General features: G+C 70.9%; 19 protein-coding genes. 11 read left to right on the forward strand and 8 right to left on the reverse strand.

Annotation, left to right across the window (positions count from 1 at the left end; translation table 11 throughout):
* The first annotated feature begins 105 nt into the window (after positions 1 to 105).
* Positions 106 to 663 (forward strand): TrmH family RNA methyltransferase, encoded by a 558-nt coding sequence (locus ACFY3V_RS20815; protein WP_350948345.1) that lies wholly within the window; start codon positions 106 to 108, stop codon positions 661 to 663.
* 49 nt (positions 664 to 712) lie between these two features.
* Here the strand turns inward: ACFY3V_RS20815 and ACFY3V_RS20820 are convergent, their stop codons facing one another.
* Positions 713 to 2419 carry a cytochrome bc complex cytochrome b subunit gene (locus ACFY3V_RS20820; RefSeq protein ID WP_389775419.1) on the reverse strand — a complete coding sequence of 569 codons (1707 nt, stop codon included), beginning with the start codon at positions 2417 to 2419 and terminating at the stop codon, positions 713 to 715.
* Between the two features lie 286 nt (positions 2420 to 2705).
* Between ACFY3V_RS20820 and ACFY3V_RS20825 the strand changes: the two genes are divergently transcribed.
* The 4 genes from ACFY3V_RS20825 to ACFY3V_RS20840 all read left to right on the forward strand — a co-directional run bounded on the left by ACFY3V_RS20825 (position 2706) and on the right by ACFY3V_RS20840 (position 6516).
* The gene (locus tag ACFY3V_RS20825) at positions 2706 to 3503 is read left to right on the forward strand and encodes a glycerophosphodiester phosphodiesterase family protein (RefSeq protein ID WP_350948343.1); all 798 of its coding nucleotides are present in this window, start codon (positions 2706 to 2708) and stop codon (positions 3501 to 3503) included.
* Positions 3504 to 3581: 78 nt separating this feature from the next.
* On the forward strand, positions 3582 to 4937 hold the full coding sequence (locus tag ACFY3V_RS20830) for an MFS transporter (RefSeq protein ID WP_362897217.1): 1356 nt from the start codon (positions 3582 to 3584) through the stop codon (positions 4935 to 4937).
* A 147-nt stretch (positions 4938 to 5084) separates the two neighbouring features.
* Positions 5085 to 5429, forward strand: coding sequence for an RNA polymerase-binding protein RbpA (locus ACFY3V_RS20835; protein WP_350948341.1), 345 nt, complete (start codon positions 5085 to 5087; stop codon positions 5427 to 5429).
* Positions 5430 to 5688: 259 nt separating this feature from the next.
* A complete protein-coding gene (locus ACFY3V_RS20840; protein ID WP_389775424.1) occupies positions 5689 to 6516 on the forward strand; it encodes an isocitrate lyase/phosphoenolpyruvate mutase family protein in 828 nt (275 codons plus the stop codon).
* A 133-nt stretch (positions 6517 to 6649) separates the two neighbouring features.
* Here ACFY3V_RS20840 and ACFY3V_RS20845 read toward each other — a convergent pair whose 3' ends face one another.
* Positions 6650 to 6910 carry a hypothetical protein gene (locus ACFY3V_RS20845; protein ID WP_350948339.1) on the reverse strand — a complete coding sequence of 87 codons (261 nt, stop codon included), beginning with the start codon at positions 6908 to 6910 and terminating at the stop codon, positions 6650 to 6652.
* Between the two features lie 319 nt (positions 6911 to 7229).
* On the opposite strand from ACFY3V_RS20845, the gene ACFY3V_RS20850 reads away from it, so the two are divergent.
* Positions 7230 to 8102 (forward strand): MHYT domain-containing protein, encoded by an 873-nt coding sequence (locus tag ACFY3V_RS20850; RefSeq protein ID WP_389775428.1) that lies wholly within the window; start codon positions 7230 to 7232, stop codon positions 8100 to 8102.
* A gap of 108 nt (positions 8103 to 8210) precedes the next feature.
* Positions 8211 to 9488, forward strand: a complete 1278-nt coding sequence (locus ACFY3V_RS20855; RefSeq protein WP_362897219.1) for an aminoglycoside phosphotransferase family protein — start codon at positions 8211 to 8213, stop codon at positions 9486 to 9488.
* A 144-nt stretch (positions 9489 to 9632) separates the two neighbouring features.
* Here the strand turns inward: ACFY3V_RS20855 and ACFY3V_RS20860 are convergent, their stop codons facing one another.
* Positions 9633 to 9818, reverse strand: a complete 186-nt coding sequence (locus tag ACFY3V_RS20860; RefSeq protein ID WP_350948336.1) for a hypothetical protein — start codon at positions 9816 to 9818, stop codon at positions 9633 to 9635.
* Positions 9819 to 10339: 521 nt separating this feature from the next.
* Between ACFY3V_RS20860 and ACFY3V_RS20865 the strand changes: the two genes are divergently transcribed.
* Complete coding sequence (locus ACFY3V_RS20865) at positions 10340 to 11467, forward strand: S1 family peptidase (protein ID WP_389775433.1); 1128 nt, start codon at positions 10340 to 10342, stop codon at positions 11465 to 11467.
* A gap of 65 nt (positions 11468 to 11532) precedes the next feature.
* Positions 11533 to 12099, forward strand: a complete 567-nt coding sequence (locus ACFY3V_RS20870; RefSeq protein WP_362897221.1) for a snapalysin family zinc-dependent metalloprotease — start codon at positions 11533 to 11535, stop codon at positions 12097 to 12099.
* A 127-nt stretch (positions 12100 to 12226) separates the two neighbouring features.
* Here the strand turns inward: ACFY3V_RS20870 and ACFY3V_RS20875 are convergent, their stop codons facing one another.
* Entirely contained in the window at positions 12227 to 12718 is a 492-nt protein-coding gene (locus ACFY3V_RS20875; RefSeq protein ID WP_389775436.1) for a GNAT family N-acetyltransferase, read from the reverse strand.
* A gap of 254 nt (positions 12719 to 12972) precedes the next feature.
* On the opposite strand from ACFY3V_RS20875, the gene ACFY3V_RS20880 reads away from it, so the two are divergent.
* Positions 12973 to 13416 carry an SRPBCC family protein gene (locus tag ACFY3V_RS20880; protein WP_350948332.1) on the forward strand — a complete coding sequence of 148 codons (444 nt, stop codon included), beginning with the start codon at positions 12973 to 12975 and terminating at the stop codon, positions 13414 to 13416.
* On the opposite strand, the gene ACFY3V_RS20885 is transcribed toward ACFY3V_RS20880, so the two are convergent.
* The 4 genes from ACFY3V_RS20885 to ACFY3V_RS20900 all read right to left on the reverse strand — a co-directional run bounded on the left by ACFY3V_RS20885 (position 13403) and on the right by ACFY3V_RS20900 (position 19859).
* Positions 13403 to 13966 (reverse strand): FxsA family protein, encoded by a 564-nt coding sequence (locus tag ACFY3V_RS20885; protein WP_362897222.1) that lies wholly within the window; start codon positions 13964 to 13966, stop codon positions 13403 to 13405. The two genes, ACFY3V_RS20880 and ACFY3V_RS20885, sit on opposite strands and share 14 nt — an antisense overlap.
* A gap of 217 nt (positions 13967 to 14183) precedes the next feature.
* Complete coding sequence (locus ACFY3V_RS20890; protein WP_350948330.1) at positions 14184 to 14936, reverse strand: polyprenol monophosphomannose synthase; 753 nt, start codon at positions 14934 to 14936, stop codon at positions 14184 to 14186.
* Complete coding sequence (gene lnt, locus ACFY3V_RS20895; protein WP_389775441.1) at positions 14936 to 16915, reverse strand: apolipoprotein N-acyltransferase; 1980 nt, start codon at positions 16913 to 16915, stop codon at positions 14936 to 14938. The genes ACFY3V_RS20890 and lnt overlap by 1 nt, the downstream gene beginning before the upstream one ends.
* 595 nt (positions 16916 to 17510) lie before the next feature.
* Complete coding sequence (locus ACFY3V_RS20900; protein WP_350948457.1) at positions 17511 to 19859, reverse strand: ATP-binding domain-containing protein; 2349 nt, start codon at positions 19857 to 19859, stop codon at positions 17511 to 17513.
* A gap of 172 nt (positions 19860 to 20031) precedes the next feature.
* Here ACFY3V_RS20900 and ACFY3V_RS20905 point away from each other — a divergent pair, with 172 nt between their 5' ends.
* Positions 20032 to 21228, forward strand: a complete 1197-nt coding sequence (locus tag ACFY3V_RS20905; RefSeq protein WP_362897224.1) for an ROK family transcriptional regulator — start codon at positions 20032 to 20034, stop codon at positions 21226 to 21228.
* Positions 21229 to 21294 lie beyond the last annotated feature (66 nt).

Genomic DNA, 21294 nt, shown 5'->3' on the forward strand with positions numbered 1-21294 from the left:
ACACGACGAGACACGGTCACCGCGGACCGAGCGCGGAACGACCCCTGAACGAACTCTGAACGAACCCGGAACGAACGAGGAACGACGAGAAACAGTGAACGACCGATGACGGCGAATCCGCGCAGGCAACTGCGCCCGACCGATGTCAAACGCCTCAACCGCACCTGGCGGAGGAACACCGAAGGGCGGCTGGCTCTGATCCTGGAGTCGGTGACCGGCCCTTTCAACATCGGCTCCATCTTCCGCACGGCCGCCGCCTTCGGTGTGGAGCGGATCTGGCTGGCGGGCAACGCCACCCCGCCGACCAACCCCAAGGCGCAGAAGACCGCGTTGGGCACCGACAGGCTGGTGGCCTGGGAGGAGCCGGTCCCCGTCCTGGAGGCCGTACGGGCGGCGAAGGAGGACGGGTTCGCCGTGGTGGCGGTGGAACTCACCGGCGACGCGGTGCCTCTGTCCGAGGCCAGGCTCGACGGCGACGTGTGCCTGGTGGTGGGCAGCGAGGACCACGGCTGCTCCCCCGCGCTGCTGGAGGCCGCCGACGGCGTCTGCTACATCCCTCAGGTCGGCCGGGTCGGGTCGTTCAACGTCGCGGTGGCGGCGGCGATCGCGATCGCGGAGGCCCGCCGCCAGGAGTGGTCGGGCAAGGTGCCCGCCGAGGAGTGACGGCCCTCGACGGGCGAGGTGCCGCCCGAGGAGCGACCGCCCCGGCCGGTCACGGCGACCTCTTCTCCTCCGTTCCGCGGCCGACGGCCGCGCGCCCGGCGCGGTCGCGCCCGTCGTGCCCGCCGCTCCCCTCACGCCCTTCACGCCCGTCGTGACCGTCGTGACCGCCGTGATCCCCGTCGCCGAGCGGGACCTTCTCGCCGCCGTACGCCCTGCTCATCCTGGCGCGGAGTTCACGCAGCGGGTGGTGCTTCCCTCCGCGCGGCGGGCCGCCGTCCCCGCCGCCCTCCTCGGCCGCCCCTTCGAGGATCGGGACCGGCTCCTTGCCTCGGACCTGGGCCTCGATGGATTCGAGGGAGGGGACGTGGACCTCGAAGTACTCACCCGTGGGCCGGCGCTTGATCACACCGGTCTCCACGCCGTGACCGAGGGCGTCGGCGTCGCGGCGCTGCAGCCCCACGCAGATCCGGTAGGTGACGAGGTACGCCAGTGCCGGGCCGAGGAAGACCAGGACCCGGCCAATGTAGATCATCTTGTTCAGCGAGAGGTGGAAGACCGAGGCGATCACGTCGTTGGAGGCCATCAGCCACAGGACGCCGTAGAACGTGACCGCCGACACGCCGATCGCGGTGCGGTGCGGGTTGTTGCGGGGACGGTCCACGATGTGGTGCTCGCGGCGGTCCCCGGTGACCCACTGCTCGACGAACGGATAGAGCGCCAGGCCCGTCAGGATGATCCCCAGAGGGACCAGCGCCGGGATCAGCACGCTCATCGGCAGCGTGAAGCCCAGGAAGTTGATCTCCCAGGAGGGCATCAGGCGCAGCGAGCCGTCCAGGAGCGCCAGGTAGAAGTCGGGCTGGGTGCCCGCCGAGATGTCGGACGGCACGTAGGGGCCGTACAGCCAGACGGGGTTGATCTGGGCGAAGGTGCCGAGCAGCGCGACGACGCCGAAGGTGAACATGAAGTAGGCGCCTGATTTGATCATGAAGGAGGGGTAGGTCGGCGCGCCCACCACGTTGTCGTTGGTGCGGCCCTTGCCCGGCATCTGCGTGTGCTTCAGCACCCACGTCAGGATCAGGTGGGCGGTGATGAGTGCCAGCAGTACGGCCGGGATGAGCAGGATGTGGATCGAGTAGAAGCGCGCGATGACGTCCTGGCCGGGATACTCGCCGCCGATGAGGAAGAAGCTGAGCCAGGTGCCCACCACCGGCAGCGACTGCGCCACACCGGCGGTGATCCTCAAGCCGGCACCGGAGAGCAGGTCGTCGAGCAGGGAGTAGCCGGTCAGGCCCTCGAACAGTGCGAGAGCCAGCAGGGCGACGCCGATCAGCCAGTTCAGCTCGCGCGGCTTGCGGTAGGCGCCGTTGAAGAACACCCGCAGCATGTGGATCATCATGCCGCCGATGAACAGCAGGGCCGCCCAGTGGTGCATCTGCCGCATCAGCAGGCCGCCGCGCACGTCGAAGCTGAGGTCCAGCGAGGAGGCGTACGCCTCGGACATCGTGACGCCCCTGAGCGGCGAGTAGGAGCCGTTGTAGACGACCTCGTTCATGCCGGGCTTGAAGAAGAACGTCAGGAACGTGCCGGTCAGCAGCAGGATGACGAACGAGTAGAGAGCGATCTCGCCCAGCAGGAACGTCCAGTGGTCGGGAAAGATCTTCCGCATGTTCCGCTTGAGGAACGTCGCCGCGCCGAGGCGATCGTCGAGGAAGACGCCCACGCGCGCCAGGCGTCCGGGAGTGCTTCCCGTGCTCATGCGCGGCCTCCGTTCTCACAACCAGGGCCTCGACGCCACCTGCCCCCGAAGAAGGAAAAACCGGGCGTAACGGCGAGACACCCCGTGGACAACCAGGTGTTTTTCCATCATCCACGGCGATAGGCAGGCCAGGGCAAAGCCTTGCCCCGGGTCAGGTCGGCGCCGGGCGGCCGCTGTCACGCCCTCCGTCCCGCTCTGCCCGTCCCCTCCCGTTCAGGGCCTTGTGATCCAAACGTTCACCTGCCCGCGATGACGCGCCCGGCCCGCAGGGGGCATACTCCTGCACGTGCAACGCCGTTACGCCTTCCTCGACCATCCCGGCCCGCTGCCCTTCGCGCACAGGGGTGGTGCCGCCGAGGGCAGGGAGAACACCTTCCCCGCCTTCGAGCGGGCCGTCGAACTCGGTTACACGTATCTGGAGACCGACGCGCACGCCACCTCCGACGGCGTGCTGCTCGCCTTCCACGACCACACCCTGGACCGGGTGACCGACCGCAGGGGCAGGATCGCCGGACTGCCGTACCGGCTGGTGCGCGAGGCGCGGATCGGCGGCGTGGACGAGATCCCGCTGATGGAGGACCTGCTGGGCTCGTGGCCCGAGGCGCGCTTCAACATCGACGTCAAGGAGTCGGCGGCCATCGCGCCGCTCGCCGCCGCGGTCAGGCGGACCGCCTCCCACGACCGGATCTGCCTCACCTCCTTCTCGGAGGAGCGGCTCGCCAGGGCCCGTGCCGCGATCGGCCGCGACGTGTGCTCATCGCTCGGCCCGCGCGGCGTGGCGACCCTGCGCGCCGCCGCCTCCACCTCCGGCTACGGCCGCCTGCTCGCCCGCCTGGCCCGCGCCGGGGTGCCGTGCGCGCAGGTGCCGGTCGGCTTCCGCGGCCTGCGGATCACCACGCCCGCCCTGATCCGCACGGCGCACGCGCTCGGCATGCAGATCCACGTGTGGACCGTCAACGACACCGGGGTGATGGAACGCCTGCTCGACCTCGGCGTGGACGGGCTGATGACCGACAACATCTCAGGGCTGCGCGGCGTGCTGGAGTCTCGCGGCCAGTGGTATCCGGGCCGTCTCGCCGCGTAAGCCGTATCCCCGCGATCCCCTGTTTCCCCTCTCCTCTCCCCGCCTCCCCCCCTCCCCCCGAAAGACCGAGGACCGCCCATGACCTCAGAACAGGTCGTCGAGGACTCCCCCCAGTCCCGCCGCCGCGAGCAGCGCGGCTGGTACTTCTACGACTGGGCGAACTCCGCCTTCCCGACCACCATCCTGACGGTCTTCCTCGGCCCGTACCTGACGACGATCGCGGAGACCGCCGCCCAGGGACGCCCGTACGTGGACGTGATCGGGTTCGACGTGCGGCCCAGCGCCTACTACTCCTTCGTGGTGGGCTGTGCGGCCATCCTGCAGATCATCCTGATGCCCGTCGTGGGCGCGCTGGCCGACCACACCGGCAGGAAGAAGGAGCTCCTCGGTCTCTTCGCCTACCTCGGCGCCGGCGCGACCGTCTGCTTCTGGTTCGTCGCCGACGGACGCTACCTGCTGGGCGGCGCGCTGTTTTTGGTGTCCAGCGTCGCCTTCGCCGCCGCGTTCGTGATCTACAACTCGTTCCTGCCGGAGATCGCCACGGCGGACGAGCGCGACAAGGTCTCCGCCAGGGGCTGGGGCTTCGGCTATCTCGGCGGCGGCCTGCTGCTCGCCGTCCACCTGGCTCTGTTCCTCTATCACGAGTACTTCGGCATCACCGAGGGCGAGGCCGTGCGCATCGCCCTGTCGTCCGCGGGCCTGTGGTGGGGCGGGTTCACGATCATCCCGCTGCTGCGGCTGCGCAACCGGCGGGCGCTCCCCTCGGGCGCGGAGAACGTGGGCCAGGCCATGACCGGCAGCTTCCGGCAGCTGGGCCGCACGATCAGGGAGCTGCGGCGCTACCCGCTCACCCTGGGTTTCCTCGTCGCCTATCTGATCTACAACGACGGCGTGCAGACCGTCATCTCCTTCTCGGCCACCTACGCCGACAAAGAACTCGGACTGGATCAGACCGTACGGATCGCCGCGATCCTGATGGTGCAGTTCGTCGCCTTCTTCGGCGCCCTGCTGCTCGGCAGGCTCGCCGCCTCGTACGGGGCCAAGCGGGTCGTGCTGGCCGCGCTGATCGCCTGGATCGCCGTGGTGGCCGTGGCCTACTTCCTGCCCAAGGGCGCGGCCCTGCCCTTCTTCGCGCTGGGATTCGCCATCGCGATCGTGATGGGCGGGACACAGGCCCTGTCGCGATCGCTGTTCTCCCACGTGATCCCGAAGGGCAAGGAGGCGGAGTACTACAGCCTGTACGAGATCAGCGACAAGGGCTCGACGTTCCTCGGCTCGTTCACCCTCGGCCTGGCGCTCCAGCTGACCGACAGCTATCGCCTGGGAATCATCTCTTTGGTGATCTTCTTCGTGCTCGGATTCGTGCTGCTCGCCCTCATCAACCTGCCCAAGGCCATCAGAGCGGCCGGAAACCAGGTGCCGGAACGCATCTGAGAACCCCAGAAAAAAGGGTCCTTCGCAGACCGGGTCAAGAACGTGCGATTGGATCACCCTGTCTGTGGGAATCCACACACGGTACCAAGCGTTGTACGCCGTGGGAGACGAACCCCTCACGACGGGGCCCTCAGGAGGCATTCAGACATGGGCGAGCGTGCGCTACGCGGCACCAGACTCGGGGCGACCAGCTACGAGAACGACCGCAACACCGATCTGGCCCCGCGCCAAGAGGTGTCCTACACCTGCCCGAAGGGCCATCGATTCGACGTTCCGCTTGCCGCTGAAGCAGAGATCCCGGCGACCTGGGAGTGCCGCATGTGCGGCGCGACCGCCCTCCGGGTGGACGGCGAGCAGCCGGAGGCCAAGAAGGCCAAGCCCCCGCGAACGCACTGGGACATGCTGCTGGAGCGCCGCACGATCGAGGACCTGGAGGAGGTGCTCAACGAGCGCCTGGCGATTCTACGCGCCCAGCGCCGCAAGAGCGCCTGACCGAATTCGGAGAGTTGGCGACCCCCGGCCCCGCGAGGGCCGGGGGTCCGTTCTTTCCCGTCCCCGGCCTCTCCCCCTGACCGTCGCTTCCCCCACTCGCCCCGAGGCTTCCAAGAGCCTCACCCTCCCGCTCGGAAAGAGCGTCCCCGCCTCGAGGGTCGTCCGGCTCTTCCATGCGGTGAACGAGGCGAAGTGGCCTAACCGGCTGGTTGGGAATTGGTGCTTAAGATCGATCCACTTCCCGGCTAGGGTCGCTTCCATGACCATTTCCACCAGTGAGGACACCGGCGGTTCCGCGCCGACGACGGCCCATGAGAAAGCCACGGCGCTACGGGCGCTGCACGTACCCGGCCGTCCGCTGGTAGTGCCCAACGTCTGGGACGCCGCGTCGGCCCGTGCGGTCGAGGCGGCGGGCTTCCCGGTGATCGCCACCGGCAGCGCCGCGATCGCCCCGGTGCTCGGCTACGACGACGGCGAGGAGACCCCGGTCGAGGAGATGCTGGCCGCGATCGCCAGGATCAGCCGCTCGGTCGGCCTGCCCGTCACCGCCGACATGGAGCGCGGCTACCGGCTTGAGCCCGCGGAGCTGGTCGAGCGGCTCATCGCCGCGGGGGCGTCAGGCTGCAACCTGGAGGACTCCGACCCCCGTACGGGCGCGATGATCGACGTCGACGAGCAGATCGCCTTCCTCTCCGCCGTCAGGAGTGCCGCGACCGACGCGGGCGTGGACCTGGTGATCAACGCCCGAGTCGACGCCTACATGCAGGGGCCGGGAAGCCCCGAGGAGCGGCTGACCGAATCGGTGCGGCGGGGGCGCGGTTACCTGGAGGCGGGCGCCGACTGCGTCTATCCGATCTTCGTGGCCGAGGCGGAGGCCGTTCGCGCGCTGGTCGAGGGGATCGACGGACCGATCAACATCCTGTTCCGTCCCGGCACACCGTCCATCGGCGAGCTCGCGGCCCTCGGGGTGGCCCGCGTGAGTTTCGGCCACGGCCTGCACAAGGCTGTGCAGGCGTACGCGGCACGGATGCTCGCGGCGATCCGGGACGGCGAGAGCCCTTATCCCTCCGAGCCTCCCACCCCCTGACTCCGACGGCCCGAGCCCTGGAACCGTCTGATCTCGACGGTCCAGGGCCCGGTGACCCGTCCGTCCCCACGGGGCCCGGCGCCCTCCGACCTTGGCACCCGGGCCCCCTTACGCCTCCGCCCGAGGGTGGCCATCACCACTCGTCGGCGGGCAGGTCGACGCCGTTGACGCGGTCGTAGATCACTACCCCGTCGGACAGCCTGACCACGCGCACCCTCCTGGCGAGCCCTGCCGTCTCCAGGCTGCGCGCCGAGTTCACCGCGTACTTCGGGAAGTGATAGCGGTCGTGGGTGCCGCCGTGCGGCTCGTCACGCTCGCAGACCACCTCGTAGCGGTCCTCCGGCCATACCGGAGGCGGTGGCGTCTTCTGTCCTCGACCGGCGAGCCTGCTCATCGGCCCGCCTCCTCTCCTGGGATGTTCACGTCAAGTGAGTGAGACAGTCACCGCGTGCTTGGTTTAGACATTCGTAATCACCCCATTATGGCCATGCGCAACCGAAGAACTGTAAGGTGAGCTCCCCTCGTAGTGATTGGCCGATCAACCAGTCACTGCCCGAACCACCCCACGGCCACCTCATGGCCATCCCACGACCACTCCCGCACGCCAGCTCGGCCCGACTCCGTCCTGGCACGTTCCATTACCCCCGCACGCCAGCCCGGCCTGACCCCGTCCTGGCACGTTCCATTGCCCTCCCGCATGCCAGGAGTTCGTCATGTCCCCCATCGACCATTTCGCCTACGGGCTCGTCACGCCGGTCGCCTCGTACATCATGTCGAGCACCGGATCCCTGCTGGGACTGCTGTTCGCCGCGCGGGCCCGAGGGGCGGAGGGCAGCTCACGCGCGCTCTGGCTCGGCGGCGCGGCCCTGTCCATCGGCGGGACCGGCATCTGGGTGATGCACTTCATCGCGATGATGGGCTTCGACGTCATGGGCACGTCGATCCGCTACGACGTCCCGCTCACCGTCGCGTCCGCACTGCTCGCGATCGTCGTCGTCGGCGCCGGCCTGTTCCTGGTCTCGCACCGGGAGAACAGCACCGGCGCGCTCCTCGCCGGCGGTTTGCTGACCGGCCTGGGCGTGGCCGGAATGCACTATCTGGGCATGGCGGCCATGAACATGTCCGCACACGTGAGCTACGACCCCCTCCTGGTCGGACTGTCGCTGATCATCGCGGTGGTCGCGGCGACGGTGGCACTCTGGTTCAGCGTGCGCGTGCGCGGGGCACTCGCCACCACCGGCGCCGCCCTGCTGATGGGCTTCGCGGTGAACGGGATGCACTACACCGGTATGTTCGCCATCGGGGTCGAGTTGCACGACACCTCCGCCCCGACGAGCGGGGCACAGGGAATGGACTTCATGCTGCCCCTGCTCGTCGGGATCAGCATGCTCAGCCTCGGCCTGCTCTTGGCGATCTTCCTGTCCCCCTCGGAAGAGGAGATGCGCGAGGACGCGAGACTCCTGTCCCAACTGCGGCGCGATCGCCCGAGCGAGAACACCCGGCCCGCGGGGTCGATGGAGCCCCACGCGCGGCCGGCCCGGCGGCACGAGCCCTCCCTCTTCGACGACCACGGCTCCGGGCACTGACCGAGGACCGGCCACCCGGGCCCGGCAGTGCCGTCCCTCGTCCTCCTCCGCCTCGGCCCCGGGGAAAACCCATGGCACCGGCCGCTTCCCCGCGGGCACACTGCCCTCGTGAGCGAAACATCGGGCCGCACGGTGAGCGTCCTCGTGACGTCGGGCACCGAATGGCTGGGAACCGTGGGCCCGTTCCCCGTGGCCGAACCCTGGTGGGCCGAGGTCGGTTCGGTCGTGACCCATCTGGAGGGCGTGCTCGGCACGCCCGTGGTGGTACTGCGCCTGGTCGACGTCGAGAACGGCGGCGGCCCTCGCGATGGCCCTCGCGACGGTCACACGACCTATCACGTCGAGGCTCTGGACCGTCCCGCGGCCGGTCCGGCCGACCTCCGGCCCGGCGCTCCGGACGTGACCGGCAGGCCGGTCCCGGGAGACCTGGCCGGCCCCGTGGCGCACCGGGCGGAGTGGGCGAAGGCGTCCGGAGTGCGCGAGGCACTGGCCTGGGCCCAGGCCGCGCTGCGTGAGGCGGGCAGACCCGCCGAGGGTCCCGTCCGGCAGGTGAGGACCTGGAACCTGGCGGGGTTGTTCCGCATCCCCACGCGCCCGGGACCGGTCTGGCTGAAGATCACTCCTGGGTTCGCCTCCGACGAGGCCCGCGCGATCGGGATGCTCGCGGCGCAGGATCCCGGCCTGGTGCCCGCGATCGTGGCGGCCGACACCCCGAACCGGCGGGTGCTCCTGGAGCACGTGCCCGGCGGCGACTGTCACGGGGCGTCGCGGGAGATCGTCGTCGAGGCGGTGAGCCGCCTGGCGAGGGCACAGGCGGCCCTCGCCGAACACGGGTGCGCGCCACCCGACGGACTTCCCGACCGCACCCCCTCGGTTCTGGCCGCGCTGGTGGGCGGACTGCTCGACGGTGAGGCGGCCGACGACCTGAACACCGGGGAGTTGCGCCTCGCCCACCGGCTCGCCGGTCGTCTGCCGTCGCTCGCCGCCTCGCTGGAGTCATGCGGCCTGCCGTGCACGCTGGTGCACGGCGACTTCCATCCGGGCAACTGGATGGCGGGACCGCGCGGCACCGTCGTGCTGGACCTCGCCGACAGCCACTACGGCCACCCCGTCCTCGACGGCCTGCGCCCCCGTGACTTCCTGCCCGGCGACCTCTGGGAAGCGGCCGCGGAAGCCTGGTGCGAGACGTGGGCCGCGGCCGTCCCCGGCTGCGACCCGGCCCGCGCGCTGCTCCTGGCCGAACCTCTGCAGCACCTCGCGTACGCGGTCCGCTATCAGGAGTTTCTCGACAACATCGAGCCCAGCGAGCGGCGGTACCACGAGGGCGACCCGGCGCAGGCCGTCCGCGCGGCCGTGACCGCCGCCGAGGCGATCGGCGTCCTCTGAAGCTGGGGGACGCCGGGCGACGCCGAAGAACACTGAGGGACGCCTGTTTCCGAGAGGGCCTCCCGCCGGGAGGTCACCGGGGACGGCGCCGCCGGACCTCTCCGCGCCCGCGGGCCGTTTCCCTGCCGGCCGTTCGACCGCCCGTCACTCACCCGCGCACAGGGCGGGAGCCTTCTGGTGCGGGTAGACGTGGTCCAGATCGTGGTCGGGAGGCAGGACGCAACGGCGCTCGTCGCCCTCGGTGTGCGGGCATCGCAGCGCGTCGCTGCGGCGCGGCAACGTCGCCGTCTCCTCGCTCCCGGCGTCGGTGACGGCGGCTTCGTCAGTCATGGTGCGTGTCCTTCTGTGGCATCCGGGCGGTGACGGCCGGATGGTGAGCGGCCTGGACGACGGCCCGCGCGGGGCGTGCCCGGGAGAGGAGGGGAACGGGCGTCGTGAGGGCCCCTCTCCACCGATCGGCCGCACGTGCGGCGCGGCGATGCGTCCTCGCGAGTTCCGGATGCACAGAACAAGTCATTGACGCTGCTCCGTTTGGTCACTGTTGGTAACTGTCGAGAACCGGCACCTGTGCGCCGAAGGCGCGGTGACCAGTCTTTCAGAGTTCCCCCCGGCCGCGCGAGTAGGGGAAGCACCTGATCGTCCATCACTCCCCGCCGTTTCGGCCATATTCCTGAACCGTTTCGGTCGCATCACCTCTCCGGGAGGAAGGTGTTCGCGAGCACCGTACCCTCCACCTCACCCCAGACCCGAAGGTGATCAAGCCCCCATAACATCGCGATAGGGATTTTTTGGGAGATCCCCCCGCATGCTTCTCACCAATACCTTGACATCACCCCTCACAAGGAGTGTGCATGTTACGTCGAGGTACTCTTCTGGCTGGAGCCGCCACCGTGGCTCTGTACCTGGTCGCCACCGTGTCGCCCGCCGTCGCGACAACCGCCCCCCCTGCCCCCGCCCCCCAGCCTCCGGCCGCGATGCTCGAGGCTCTCCAGCGCGACCTCGGCCTCACCGCCGAGCAGGCCGTCCAGCGCCTGGCCAACGAGCACCGCGCGGCCGCCTCGGAATCCGCCCTGACCCGGGAACTGGGCGCCAAGTACGGCGGCGCCTGGCTCAACGGCGACGCCTCCCAGCTCTCCGTGGCCACCACCGACGCCTCCGCCGCGGCCGCCATCAAGGCCAAGGGCGCGCAGCCCGTGGTCGTCAGCCGCTCCCTCGCCGACCTCGAGGCCGTCAAGGCCAAGCTCGACGGTGCGTCGGCGGAGGCGAAGGCCGGCGCCTCCCTCTGGTACGTCGACGTCACGACCAACAGCGTCGTCATCCTCACCGGCGACCAGGCCGCGGGCGAGGCCCTCGCCGCGGCCGCGGGCGTGGACAAGGGCGTCGTGAAGGTGACGCTCTCCGCCGAGAAGCCCGAGCCCTTCATCGACATCATCGGCGGCAACGCCTACTACATCGGCGGCAGCCGCTGCAGCATCGGCTTCTCCGTGTGGCGGGGCAGCACCCCCGGCTTCGTGACCGCCGGTCACTGCGGCAGGGCGGGCAACGCCACCACCAGCCCGTCCGGCACCTTCCAGGGCTCGTCGTTCCCCGGTAACGACTACGCCTGGGTCGCCACCCCCGGTCACACCCCGCGGCCCTGGGTCCGCGGCTCCGGCGGCGCCAACGTGGTCGTCCGCGGCTCCACCCAGGCCTCGGTCGGCTCCTCGATCTGCCGCTCCGGCTCCACCACGGGCTGGCGCTGCGGCACCATCCAGCAGCACAACGCGAGCGTCACCTACGCGCAGGGCACGGTGAGCGGCCTGACCCGCACCAGCGCGTGCGCCCAGCCAGGCGACTCCGGCGGCTCCTTCATCTCCGGTAACCAGGCACAGGGCGTCACCTCCGGCGGCTCGGGCAACTGCTCCATCGGCGGTACCACCTACCACCAGCCGGTCAACGAGATCCTCTCGGCGTATGGGCTGACACTCGTCACCGGCTGATCTCGCCTCCTCACCAGCCTGCTCCCCGTGAGCAACCCCCCGATGGCCGAGGAGGCCCGCCAGAAATGTCAAGGATCATTCGCTCCGGCGTCGCCCTCATCCTGGGGCTGGCCTTCCTGGTGACGGTCACCCCCGCCCAGGCCGCGCCCGCCCACGCGGCGGACGCCCGCACGGCAGCGGTTCGCGTGCTCAGGTATGACGCGAGCAGGGCCGCGGAGTTCCGATCCGCCGTCGACCAGGCGGCCCAGATCTGGAACTCCAGCGTCTCGAACGTACGACTGGTGGCCGGCAGCCCCGCGGACTTCGTGGTGCTCGCCGACAACGGCTGGCCCCGTGCGCAGCCCACCAGTCTGGGCCGCGGAACCGTGTGGATGGGCCGGCAGGCGACCGCGGAGGGTCACAACCCACTGCGGATCGCCACCCACGAGATCGGCCACATCCTGGGCCTGCCCGACCGGCGTACCGGCCGGTGCACGGACCTGATGTCCGGCGCGAGCGCGGGTACGAGTTGCACCAACGCGAACCCGAACGCGGCGGAGAAAGCCGAGGTCCAGCGCAATTTCGCCGGATTCGCCCCGGCGGTCGACTTCGGCCGGATCTACGTCGACAGTCCCGAGCACGCGGCGTCCTAGACCCCGCGAGCACCTCGCCGGTCCGGCCGTCCCCTCGGCCGGGCCGGCGAACCCGTGTCCGGGCGACCGGCCCGGCGCGGCCCCGGCACCCAGGAGAACCGCCCTTCGCCGCGAGCGAGAGGGCAGATCAAAGAGGCTTCTGGAAGCAGAGGGAGCCCGGGAGACGGTCGTAGGGCGGGAAGACCGGGACGGGCGTGTAGCCCTCCCGCTCGTACATCCTCACCGCGTCCGGCTGGCGGGGACCGGACTGCAGGACGACCCGGGGCGCGCCCAGCGCGCGGGCGGCGTCCTCGGCGGCGGCCAGCAGGGCCCGCGCCACGCGGGTACCCCGATGGGACGGGGTCACGAACATCCGCTTGAGCTCCAGGTCGCCACCCAGCCTGCGCAACGCCACGTGCCCGACCGCGACGCCTTCCGCCACGTAGGCGACCCCGGTGTAGGCGACGGTCTCCGGCTCGACGTTCATGCCATCGGGCACGAGGCCGATGACGGCGAGCAGGTCGGCGTAGCGGGCGTCCATCTCCTCCGTCATCGCTCCGCGGAGCGCCACGGCCGCCGCATCGTCCCAGCCGACCGGCCTGACCTCGACCAGGTCGGCTCCCTGTGCGAACGCGGTCATCGCGAACCCGCCCCTCTCCACGCTCTCCCGGTGTCGTTCTTCCCGCCGCGAACCGTCCCGGGCGCGCCGTGCGTCACGTCTTCGCCCTCTCACGGTCCGCAGTCACACTGAATCCTGACCTGAAAAGAAAAAAAGCGAGATTCCTCCAGCACCTTCGTCGGCGCCCGTCATCGTCCACGGCAGGATCTCACGGGCACGGGGGCACGGCGAGGTGTCCGGAGGGTCGGCCGGCGGAGACGGGGAAGGAACCGTGGATGACCCGTTCCCACATCAGCGTCTCCGTGGACGCGCACGCCCGGCCCGAGCAGGTGTTCTCGGTCCTGACCGACTGGCCGAGGCACCACGAGTGGATGGTCCTGACCCGGGCGCGCGTCACCGCCGGAGACGGTCGCGGCGCCGGGAGCCGTCTGGAGGCCTTCACCGGGGTGGGACCGGCCGGGTTCCTCGACACCATGGAGATCACCGAGTGGGATCCGCCGAGGAGCGTGGGAGTCCGCCACACCGGACGGCTGGTGCGCGGCACCGGGGTTTTCCGCGTGCTGCCCCGCGAGGGCGGCGGCAGCACGATCGTCTGGGAGGAGGACCTCGACGTGCCGTTCGGCGCGGCCGGGCGGCTCGGCTGGCGGGTGATCAAACCGCTGAACGCGGCCCTGTTCCGGCTCTCGCTGCGCCGCCTGGCCGCGCTCAGCGACCGATGATCCCCCGGTCGGAGTCCTTGGTCCCGCCTGGGCCTCCCGCGTCCCCCGGCTCGTCGCGGATGACCTCGCCGTGGACGACCGGCCCGGAACCCGGGGGCCTCCCGCCGTCGCGCAACACGTCGAAGGGCGAACCCGCGCCGAACGGCGAGCCGAGCCCGGCACCACCCGCGTTCCTCTCGACGAGGGTGCGGATCCGGCGGGCGAGAAGCCAGGATCCGAGCCCGCGGACCATCGGCCGGGTGAACGGCAGCAGGCACAGGAGACCGAGGACGTCCGAGAGGAATCCCGGAGCGATCAGCAGCATGCCGCCCACGAGGGTCAGCCCGCCACCGGCGAGCTCGCGCTCGGGTGCCCGGCCGCTCTGCAGCGCCTCCTGGAGTCTGCGCCAGGCCCGGCGGCCCTCGCGGCGCACGATCCAGGCGCCGAGCAGGCTGCCGGCGAGCAGGAGGGCCACCGTGGGCCACCCGCCGATGAGCTGACCGACCTGGATGAGCACCCATATCTCGAGGAACGGCACCACGAGAAAGGTCAGGAACAGCAGAATGCGCATTTTTCGCCTCAACTCGTGCGACAGCCGTACGACATGAACAACGTCCCGAAGCGGCGGCGCGTTCCGCGTTCGCTCAGCGTGGACGGTTTCCTCAGGTCCTCAGGTCCTCAGGTCCTCAGCCGACTCTCAGGACGGTGCTCCCTTCCGAGCCGGGGGCGGCCTCACGGAAGGCGCGGGCGGCCAGGATCGGCCGGACGCACCACCGCGGGGCCAGGGGTCAGCGACCTCGGCGGCGGCGCAGGCGGGCGGGCAGACCGGTGACACCCCAGACGGTGACCCGCCACAGTGCCTCGACCACGATGCCGCGGCTCATCTTGCTCGCCCCGACGGTGCGCTCCACGAAGGTGATGGGCACCTCGGTGACGCGCATCCCGCCGCGAGCCGTGCGCAGGGTCAGGTCCACCTGGAAGCAGTAGCCCCGCGACTCGACGTCGTGCAGGCTGATCTTCTCCAGGGCCGAGGCACGGTAGGCGCGGAAGCCCGCCGTGGCGTCCCGGACCGGGAGGCCCAGCATCAGCCGGGTGTAGACGTTCGCGCCGCGTGACAGGAACTCCCGCGAGACCGGCCAGTTGACGACCTTGCCGCCGGGCACCCACCGGGAGCCGATCGCCAGATCGGCCCCCTCGGCCAGCGCGTCCAGCAGCTTGGGCAGCTCTTCCGGCTGGTGGGATCCGTCGGCGTCTATCTCCACGAGAACGCCGAACCCCTCCTCAAGACCCCAGCGGAAACCCGCGATGTAGGCGGCGCCCAACCCCTGCTTGCCCCCCGGCCGGTGCAGCACGTGGACGTGGTCGTCGTCGGCCGCCAGCTTGTCGGCGATCGCTCCCGTGCCGTCGGGGCTGTCGTCGTCCGCGATCAGGAGGTGGGCGTCGGGGACGGCCTCGCGCAGCCGCCGGGTGATCAGCGGCAGGTTCTCCCGCTCGTTGTACGTCGGGACGATGACGAGCACCCGACCAAGCATCCGCTCCATCACGCGTCTCCCACCTGCTGATCGTCCTCCCGGTTCGCGAGGTGCCCCGCACCGGGCGTCCGGCGCCGCCAGGCGGTGGCCACCGCACCCGCACCCGCAAGTATCAAGGCCCACTCGGGCAGCGCACCCACGCGTGTGGCGATGGTCTGCGCGGTCCTGACCGGAACGGTCAGGACGTTCATGGCGGGAACCAGCTCGCCGGTGCGCCAGGCGATCGAACCATTCGGGGTCACATATGCCGATATACCAGTAATTGCGGAAGTGATCACAGCCCGATTGTGCTCCACGGCCCGCAACTGGGACATGGCGAGTTGCTGCGACGGCAGGTTGGTCAGGGCGTAGGTGGCGTTGTTGGTCTGCACCACCAGCGGCGTGGCACCCGTCCTGGCGGTGTCGCCCACGATGCCGTCGAAGGCCACCTCGTAGCAGTTGATCGCGCCGACGGTCACCGGCCCCAGCCTGAGGTCGCCGTCGCGGGTGCCCGCCACCGACTGCTTGCCGACCAGGGAGGCCCGCTCGAACAGGGCGAGCACGAGGCCCTGGAGCGGGGTGAACTCCCCGAAGGGGACCAGCTGCTGCTTGTCGTAGTGGGCGCCGGGGCCGGTGACCGGATCCCAGACGATGCTGCGGGTCGCCCGGTTGTTCTCCCCGATCCCGACCACGGCGCCGACCAGGACGGGCACCCCGATGTCCTTGACCGCCGCGTCGATCTCGCTCCGGGCGAACTCGTTGCGCAACGGGTCGATGTCGGTGGAGTTCTCCGGCAGCACGACCAGGTCGGGACGGGGTGTCCTGCCCTCTCGCACCTCCCGTGCCATCTGGTGGAGCATCCGGGTGTGGTTGCCGAGGACCACGGCGGGCTCGTCGCCCAGCGGGTGCATGCCACGGCCGGGAACGTTGCCCTGGATGACGCCGACGGTCACGCTCCTGCCCTCGTCGCCGTACCGGGGAACGGCGAGGGCCGCGACCGGCACGGCCAACGCCCCGGCGAGCGGCAGGGCCAGTGCCCGCCCCCAGCGCGGGCCCCGGGCACGGCGGGAGCCGGGAACCACGGGAGAACCGGAGGACTCGGGCGGAACCTCGGCCGAGGCCGGGAGCCGGTCCGTGCGCGAGAGCGAACCTTGGGACTCGTCCGAGGCCGGGACCTGAGCCGAGGCCGTGCTTGGGGCCGGGGCCGTGGCCGGAGCGGGGTCCGTGGTTGGGGCCGGGGCCGCGGCCGGGAAAAAGCGCAGCACCGCCAGGGCGAGCAGGCCACCGCACAAAGCCACCGCGAAGCTCACCAGCGGCGCCCCGCCGAGCGCGGCGTACGGGGTGAAGATCGACTCTCCCTGGCTGAAGGCCACTCGCGCCCAGGGAAATCCGCCGAAGGGGAACTGCCCCCGCGCCCACTCGGCCGCCACCCAGAGCGCGGCGCCCCACAGCGGCCACAGACGCAACCGGGTCACCACCGCGACGCCCGTCCCCCACGCGGCGTAGAAGGCGCTCTCCATGGCGACCAGCCCCAGCCAGGCGTCGGTGCCGATCGGGCTCACCCAGTGCAGAGCGGGCAGCAGCAGGGCGAGACCGGTGAGGAGGCCGAGCCAGGTGCCCCGGCGCGGGCGGGTGCCACGTACGGCCAGGATCGCCGAGGCCATGCCGAGCGGCGCGAGGAACCAGAGCCCGAGCGGCGGGAAGGCGAGGAACATCAGCAGGCCACCGGCCACCGCGCCCGCGGCCCGGGCGAGCGGCACCAGGCGCGAGCCGGGGGACGAAACCTCCGCGCCGAGCGGGCCGCCCGCGACACCGTCCACCGAACCGTCCACCGAACCGTCCGCCGGCACGGCCGCGGCACCGTCCGCCGGGCCGTCCGCCGGGCCGGTGGTCGCCCTCCTCGCGGGACCGGTCACCGAGCCGGTCACGGAACCGGCCGCCGCACCTCCCGCGGGAACGCCCTGCACGGGCCGCTCCGGTACCGGAGCGGCCGTCTTGTCCTGCACCACGGGCGAGGCTCCTTGCGATGTCGTGCGGCGGGTGACGTCTGGCCTTCCTGACCGGTCTTGCTAGCCGGAACGCTACCGCCCAGCAGGCACGCCCCCAAAAATTCTCCGCCACATTAATCAGAAACAACACCAAAGCACTTCAAACCCAGCAAAACCCCGATAAGCGGACTCCAGACGCGGCAACGGGGCAGCCCGGGGTGTCGATCGACACCCCGGGCCGCCCCGACGCTTGCGGCGCTCGCACGGGAGCGGGAAGAGGGCCCGGACGACCCTTCGGACCGGTTCCGTCCCGTCGGCGGCGAGCGCGGATTGCCGTTGTCTACTGGGTGCCCGGACCCCTCCTGGGTCCAACCCCCCGCCCGGAAGGAGTGCCCCGCCTCGACGGACTGCCGTCCCTGCGCCTGGCTGTACGGACGGGGAAGACCCCCGTCACGGGCGCAGGAGACGGCGATGTCGAAAAGCGGCCGACCGGCCAGTCCCGTGCTGGACTGGGCAGCAAACTACCGAGCCCAGCGCAGATGTCAACCGTGTCACTAACAGCGGAAACATCAAGTTTTCGCAGCTGGGACATGATCGACGAGAGCCGTCAATGCTCTCATGTGATCCGATGTCGCTCAAGTCGAGCGAGGGCACCGGGAAGCGGGCCGTCGTGCACGACGCCAAGCCGCTGGGTGGCGCGGGTCAACGCCACGTAAAGATCGCTCGCCCCGCGTGGGGACTCGTCCAGGATCAGCTCCGGTTCGACCACGACGACCGCGTCGAACTCCAGCCCCTTGGCCTCGGCGACGGTCAGCACCGCCACCTGCGCGTCCAGGGCCGCCGCTCCCGGTCCGGCCACCGCGCCGTCGACGGAGCGGACCACGATCGCCCCGAACTCCTCGGCGCGCGACTCGGGAACGATCACGACGAGCCGTCCGCCCTCGACGACCTCGGCCTTGACGACCTCGGCGAGGGAGTCCGTCGGGGAGGCCGCCCACGGCCGCGCCCCCGTCTCCCGCACCGAGGCCGGGGCGCTCAGCGCCGGATCCACCAGGGTGAGCACATCGGCGGCCACGGCCATCAGCTCGGCCGGGGTGCGGTAGTTGACGCTGAGGGTCTCCTCACGCCAGCGTCCCGCCACGTACGGATCCAGGACCCGGCCCCAGGAGCGCGCTCCGGCCGACGAACCGGTCTGGGCCAGGTCGCCGACGATCGTCATCGACCGCGTCGGGCAGCGGCGCATCAGCATGCGCCAGTCCATCGGCGACAGCTCCTGCGCCTCGTCGACGATGACGTGCCCGAAGGCCCAGGTGCGGTCGGCCGCCGCGCGCTCGGCGGTGGTCAGGAAGACGTCGTCACCGAGGTGACGGGCGGCGAACTTCTCCGCGTCCATGATGTCGGACAGCCCGGTCAGCTCCAGGACCTCCTTGGCGTAGGCGAGCTGGTGCTGTCGTTCGTCGAGCGCGGCGGCGCGCTGCGCGGCCTGTTCCTCCTCGGCCATCCACGCTCCGGCCCGCAGCACGGCGGGGTCGATGTCGCCGAGCAACTCGGCGGCCTCGTCCAGGAGCGGCACGTCGGACTCCGACCACCAGTCCTCCCCCTTGCGGGGCGGCTCGCGCAGCATCAGCTCGCGCTCGGCCGCGCCGAACTCCGCCGCGGCGTGGTCGAGGCGCTCGCGGGAGGTGAACAGGCCGATCAGGAGCTGCTGCGGGGTGACGTAGGGCCACAGCCGGTTCAGCGCCGCCTTGACGGGCCGCTCGGTGCGGAGGTCCTCACGGATGTCGGCCAGCTCGTCGTCGTCGATCATCCCCTTGCCGAGCTGCCTGGCGGCCTGCCGGGCGAGCGCGTTGAGCAGGTGGCGGACGAAGACCGCGCGGGCCTCGTTGTGCGCCCTCTTGGAGCGGGCCGCCCGGCTGCGGGCGGCCTCCAGGACGTTCCCCTCCAGCTTGAGGGTGTAGCGGTCGAGCTTGATCTCGATCGGCTTGCGCGGCACCCGCTGCCGCTCGCGCACGGCCCGCGCGACGACCTGGGCCATCCGGACGTCCCCCTTGACCGCGGCCACCTCCGCACGTTCCCTGCGGCGGGGGACGACTCCCGGGTACAGCTCGGAGACGGTCGACAGCAGCACGTCGGTCTCGCCCAGGGAGGGCAGCACCTGCTCGATGTAGCGCAGGAAGGTCAGGTTCGGACCGAGGATGAGCACGCCCCTGCGGGCCAGTTTCTCCCGGTGGGTGTAGAGGAGGTAGGCGGCGCGGTGCAGCGCGACCACGGTCTTGCCCGTGCCGGGACCACCCTGCACGACCAGCACCCCGTTGAGGTCGGAGCGGATGATGCGGTCCTGTTCCGACTGGATGGTGGCCACGATGTCACGCATCCGGCCGGTGCGCCTGGCCCCGAGGGAGGCCAGCAGCGCGGCCTCCCCGTTGAGGGTGGCCACGTCCTCCTCGGTGAGGCTGTCGAGGTCGAGGAGGTCGTCGTCGATCCCGATCACCGTACGGCCCTTGGTCTGCAGGTGCCTGCGCCGGGTGACGCCCATCGAGGCCGCGGGGGTGGCGCCGTAGAAGGGCTGCGCCACCGGCGCCCGCCAGTCGATCAGCATCCGGCGCTGGTCGTCGTCGGCCATGCCGATGCGACCTATGTAGAGCGAGGTGTCGTCGGCGTTGTCGAGCCGGCCGAAGCACAGGCCGTTCTCGACCGCCCACAGACGGCCCAGGCGTTCGGCGTACATCCCCGCGAAGCTGTCGCGCTCGGAGCGGTTCTGGTGCGTGCCGCCACTTCCGCCCTGCGCGAGAACGCTGTCCAGCTGTCGCTGAGTGCGCTCGCGCAGCAGATCAAGCCGGGCATAAAGGCGGGAAACGTACTCCTGCTCCCTGGCCAGCTCGATTTGACGGGTTGCCGTCGCTCCATTATCGTTACTAGTAATGGGATACTCCGGGCCATTGCACTGGTTGTTATGACAAACCATCACCCTAGCAGGTCCGTCGAGAAGTTTACCCGTCCCGCCGTCATCACAGCTTGATTGCGGCCTCCCCTGCCTGCTTGACGAGAATCCGCGGGGCTCCTTACATTCACTCGAAGTTAGGAAACTTTCCTAACTTCGCCGCGCAGGTGGACGCGAGGACGTACGCGGAGGACCAGTGACCCAGCCGACGCCCGGCACCCCCAGCCTGCTGCGCGCGATCAACGACCGCGCCGCCCTGCAAGCGCTGCTGGAGCGCGGCCCGCTGACCCGCCCGGAGATCGGCGTCCTCACCGGCCTGTCCAAGCCCACCGCCTCGCAGCTCCTCATCCGCCTGCAGGAGGCGGGCCTGGTCGTGCTCGACGGCATCCGCGAAGGGCTGCCCGGCCGCACCGCCGAGGTCTACCGGCTCAACCCCGCCGCCGCGCACGTCGCCGCGCTGGACGTCACGCGCGCGGGCATCGACGTCAGGGTCGCCGACATCACCGGCACCGTGACCGGCGAGCACCGTCTGCCCAGCCCCGGCCGCTCCGGCGGCGACGCGCTGGAGCGGGTCCGTGCCGCGCTGGAGGGCGCGAACGCCCCCGCGGCGCTGCGGCGCGTGGTCATCGGCGTGCAGGGCACGATCGACCCCGGTACGGGGAAGATGGCGTACGCCACCAGCAAGGACATGCCCGGCTGGCACATCCCCGACCTGGTCCGCACCCTCGGCGACGGCCTCGGCGTGCCGGTCTCCGTGGAGAACAACGTCAACCTCGTCGCCCAGGCCGAGCAGGCGCACGGCGTGGCCCGCGGGCACGCCGACTTCGTGCTGCTCTGGGCCGACGAGGGCCTGGGCGCCGCACTGGTCCTCGGCGGCCGGCTGCACCGGGGCGCCACCGGCGGTGCCGGGGAGGTCGGCTACATGCCCACCCCCGGCGCCCCGACCGCCAGGGACACCGGCCGCTACGCCAACCACGGCTACCAGGCCCTGACCGGCGGCCCGGCGGTACTCAAGATCCTCAGATCGTACGGCGTGCGCGGCACCACGCCCACGCAGGCGGTGCTGAACGCCGTGCGGGCCTCCACCTCCACCGGCAGGCGTGCCGACGACGCCCGCGCCGGGCTGCGCGACATCGCCTCCCGGCTGGCCGTCGGACTGGCCTCGATCACCTCGGTCGTCGACCCCGAGATCATCGTGCTGACCGGCGGAACCCTCCTCTCCGGTGGCGACACCCTGCGCGAACTCGTCGAGCACGAACTCCACGCGCTCACCATCCCCCGGCCCCCGCTGCTGCTGTCGACCGTCGAGGGCAACCCCGTCCTCGCCGGCGCGCTCGACCTCGCCCTCGCGACCGCCCGTGACGAGGTCTTCGGCTCAACCGTCCCCTCCTGACCCTTCCCGGCCTCGGCCGCCCTTCCCCGACTCGCACGAAACTCCCCGAGAACGCCCCCCGGATCC

It is taken from the genome of Streptosporangium sp. NPDC000095, assembly GCF_042899335.1.
Lineage (GTDB): Bacteria > Actinomycetota > Actinomycetes > Streptosporangiales > Streptosporangiaceae > Streptosporangium.

Coding starts and splice junctions, on each gene's coding strand:
- ACFY3V_RS20815 (WP_350948345.1), top strand. CDS start 106: ATGACGGCGAATCCGCGCAGGCAACTGCGCCCGACCGATGTCAAACGC.
- ACFY3V_RS20820 (WP_389775419.1), bottom strand. CDS start 2,419: ATGAGCACGGGAAGCACTCCCGGACGCCTGGCGCGCGTGGGCGTCTTC.
- ACFY3V_RS20830 (WP_362897217.1), top strand. CDS start 3,582: ATGACCTCAGAACAGGTCGTCGAGGACTCCCCCCAGTCCCGCCGCCGC.
- ACFY3V_RS20835 (WP_350948341.1), top strand. CDS start 5,085: ATGGGCGAGCGTGCGCTACGCGGCACCAGACTCGGGGCGACCAGCTAC.
- ACFY3V_RS20840 (WP_389775424.1), top strand. CDS start 5,689: ATGACCATTTCCACCAGTGAGGACACCGGCGGTTCCGCGCCGACGACG.
- ACFY3V_RS20845 (WP_350948339.1), bottom strand. CDS start 6,910: ATGAGCAGGCTCGCCGGTCGAGGACAGAAGACGCCACCGCCTCCGGTA.
- ACFY3V_RS20850 (WP_389775428.1), top strand. CDS start 7,230: ATGTCCCCCATCGACCATTTCGCCTACGGGCTCGTCACGCCGGTCGCC.
- ACFY3V_RS20860 (WP_350948336.1), bottom strand. CDS start 9,818: ATGACTGACGAAGCCGCCGTCACCGACGCCGGGAGCGAGGAGACGGCG.
- ACFY3V_RS20865 (WP_389775433.1), top strand. CDS start 10,340: ATGTTACGTCGAGGTACTCTTCTGGCTGGAGCCGCCACCGTGGCTCTG.
- ACFY3V_RS20870 (WP_362897221.1), top strand. CDS start 11,533: ATGTCAAGGATCATTCGCTCCGGCGTCGCCCTCATCCTGGGGCTGGCC.
- ACFY3V_RS20875 (WP_389775436.1), bottom strand. CDS start 12,718: ATGACCGCGTTCGCACAGGGAGCCGACCTGGTCGAGGTCAGGCCGGTC.
- ACFY3V_RS20880 (WP_350948332.1), top strand. CDS start 12,973: ATGACCCGTTCCCACATCAGCGTCTCCGTGGACGCGCACGCCCGGCCC.
- ACFY3V_RS20885 (WP_362897222.1), bottom strand. CDS start 13,966: ATGCGCATTCTGCTGTTCCTGACCTTTCTCGTGGTGCCGTTCCTCGAG.
- ACFY3V_RS20890 (WP_350948330.1), bottom strand. CDS start 14,936: ATGGAGCGGATGCTTGGTCGGGTGCTCGTCATCGTCCCGACGTACAAC.
- ACFY3V_RS20900 (WP_350948457.1), bottom strand. CDS start 19,859: ATGGTTTGTCATAACAACCAGTGCAATGGCCCGGAGTATCCCATTACT.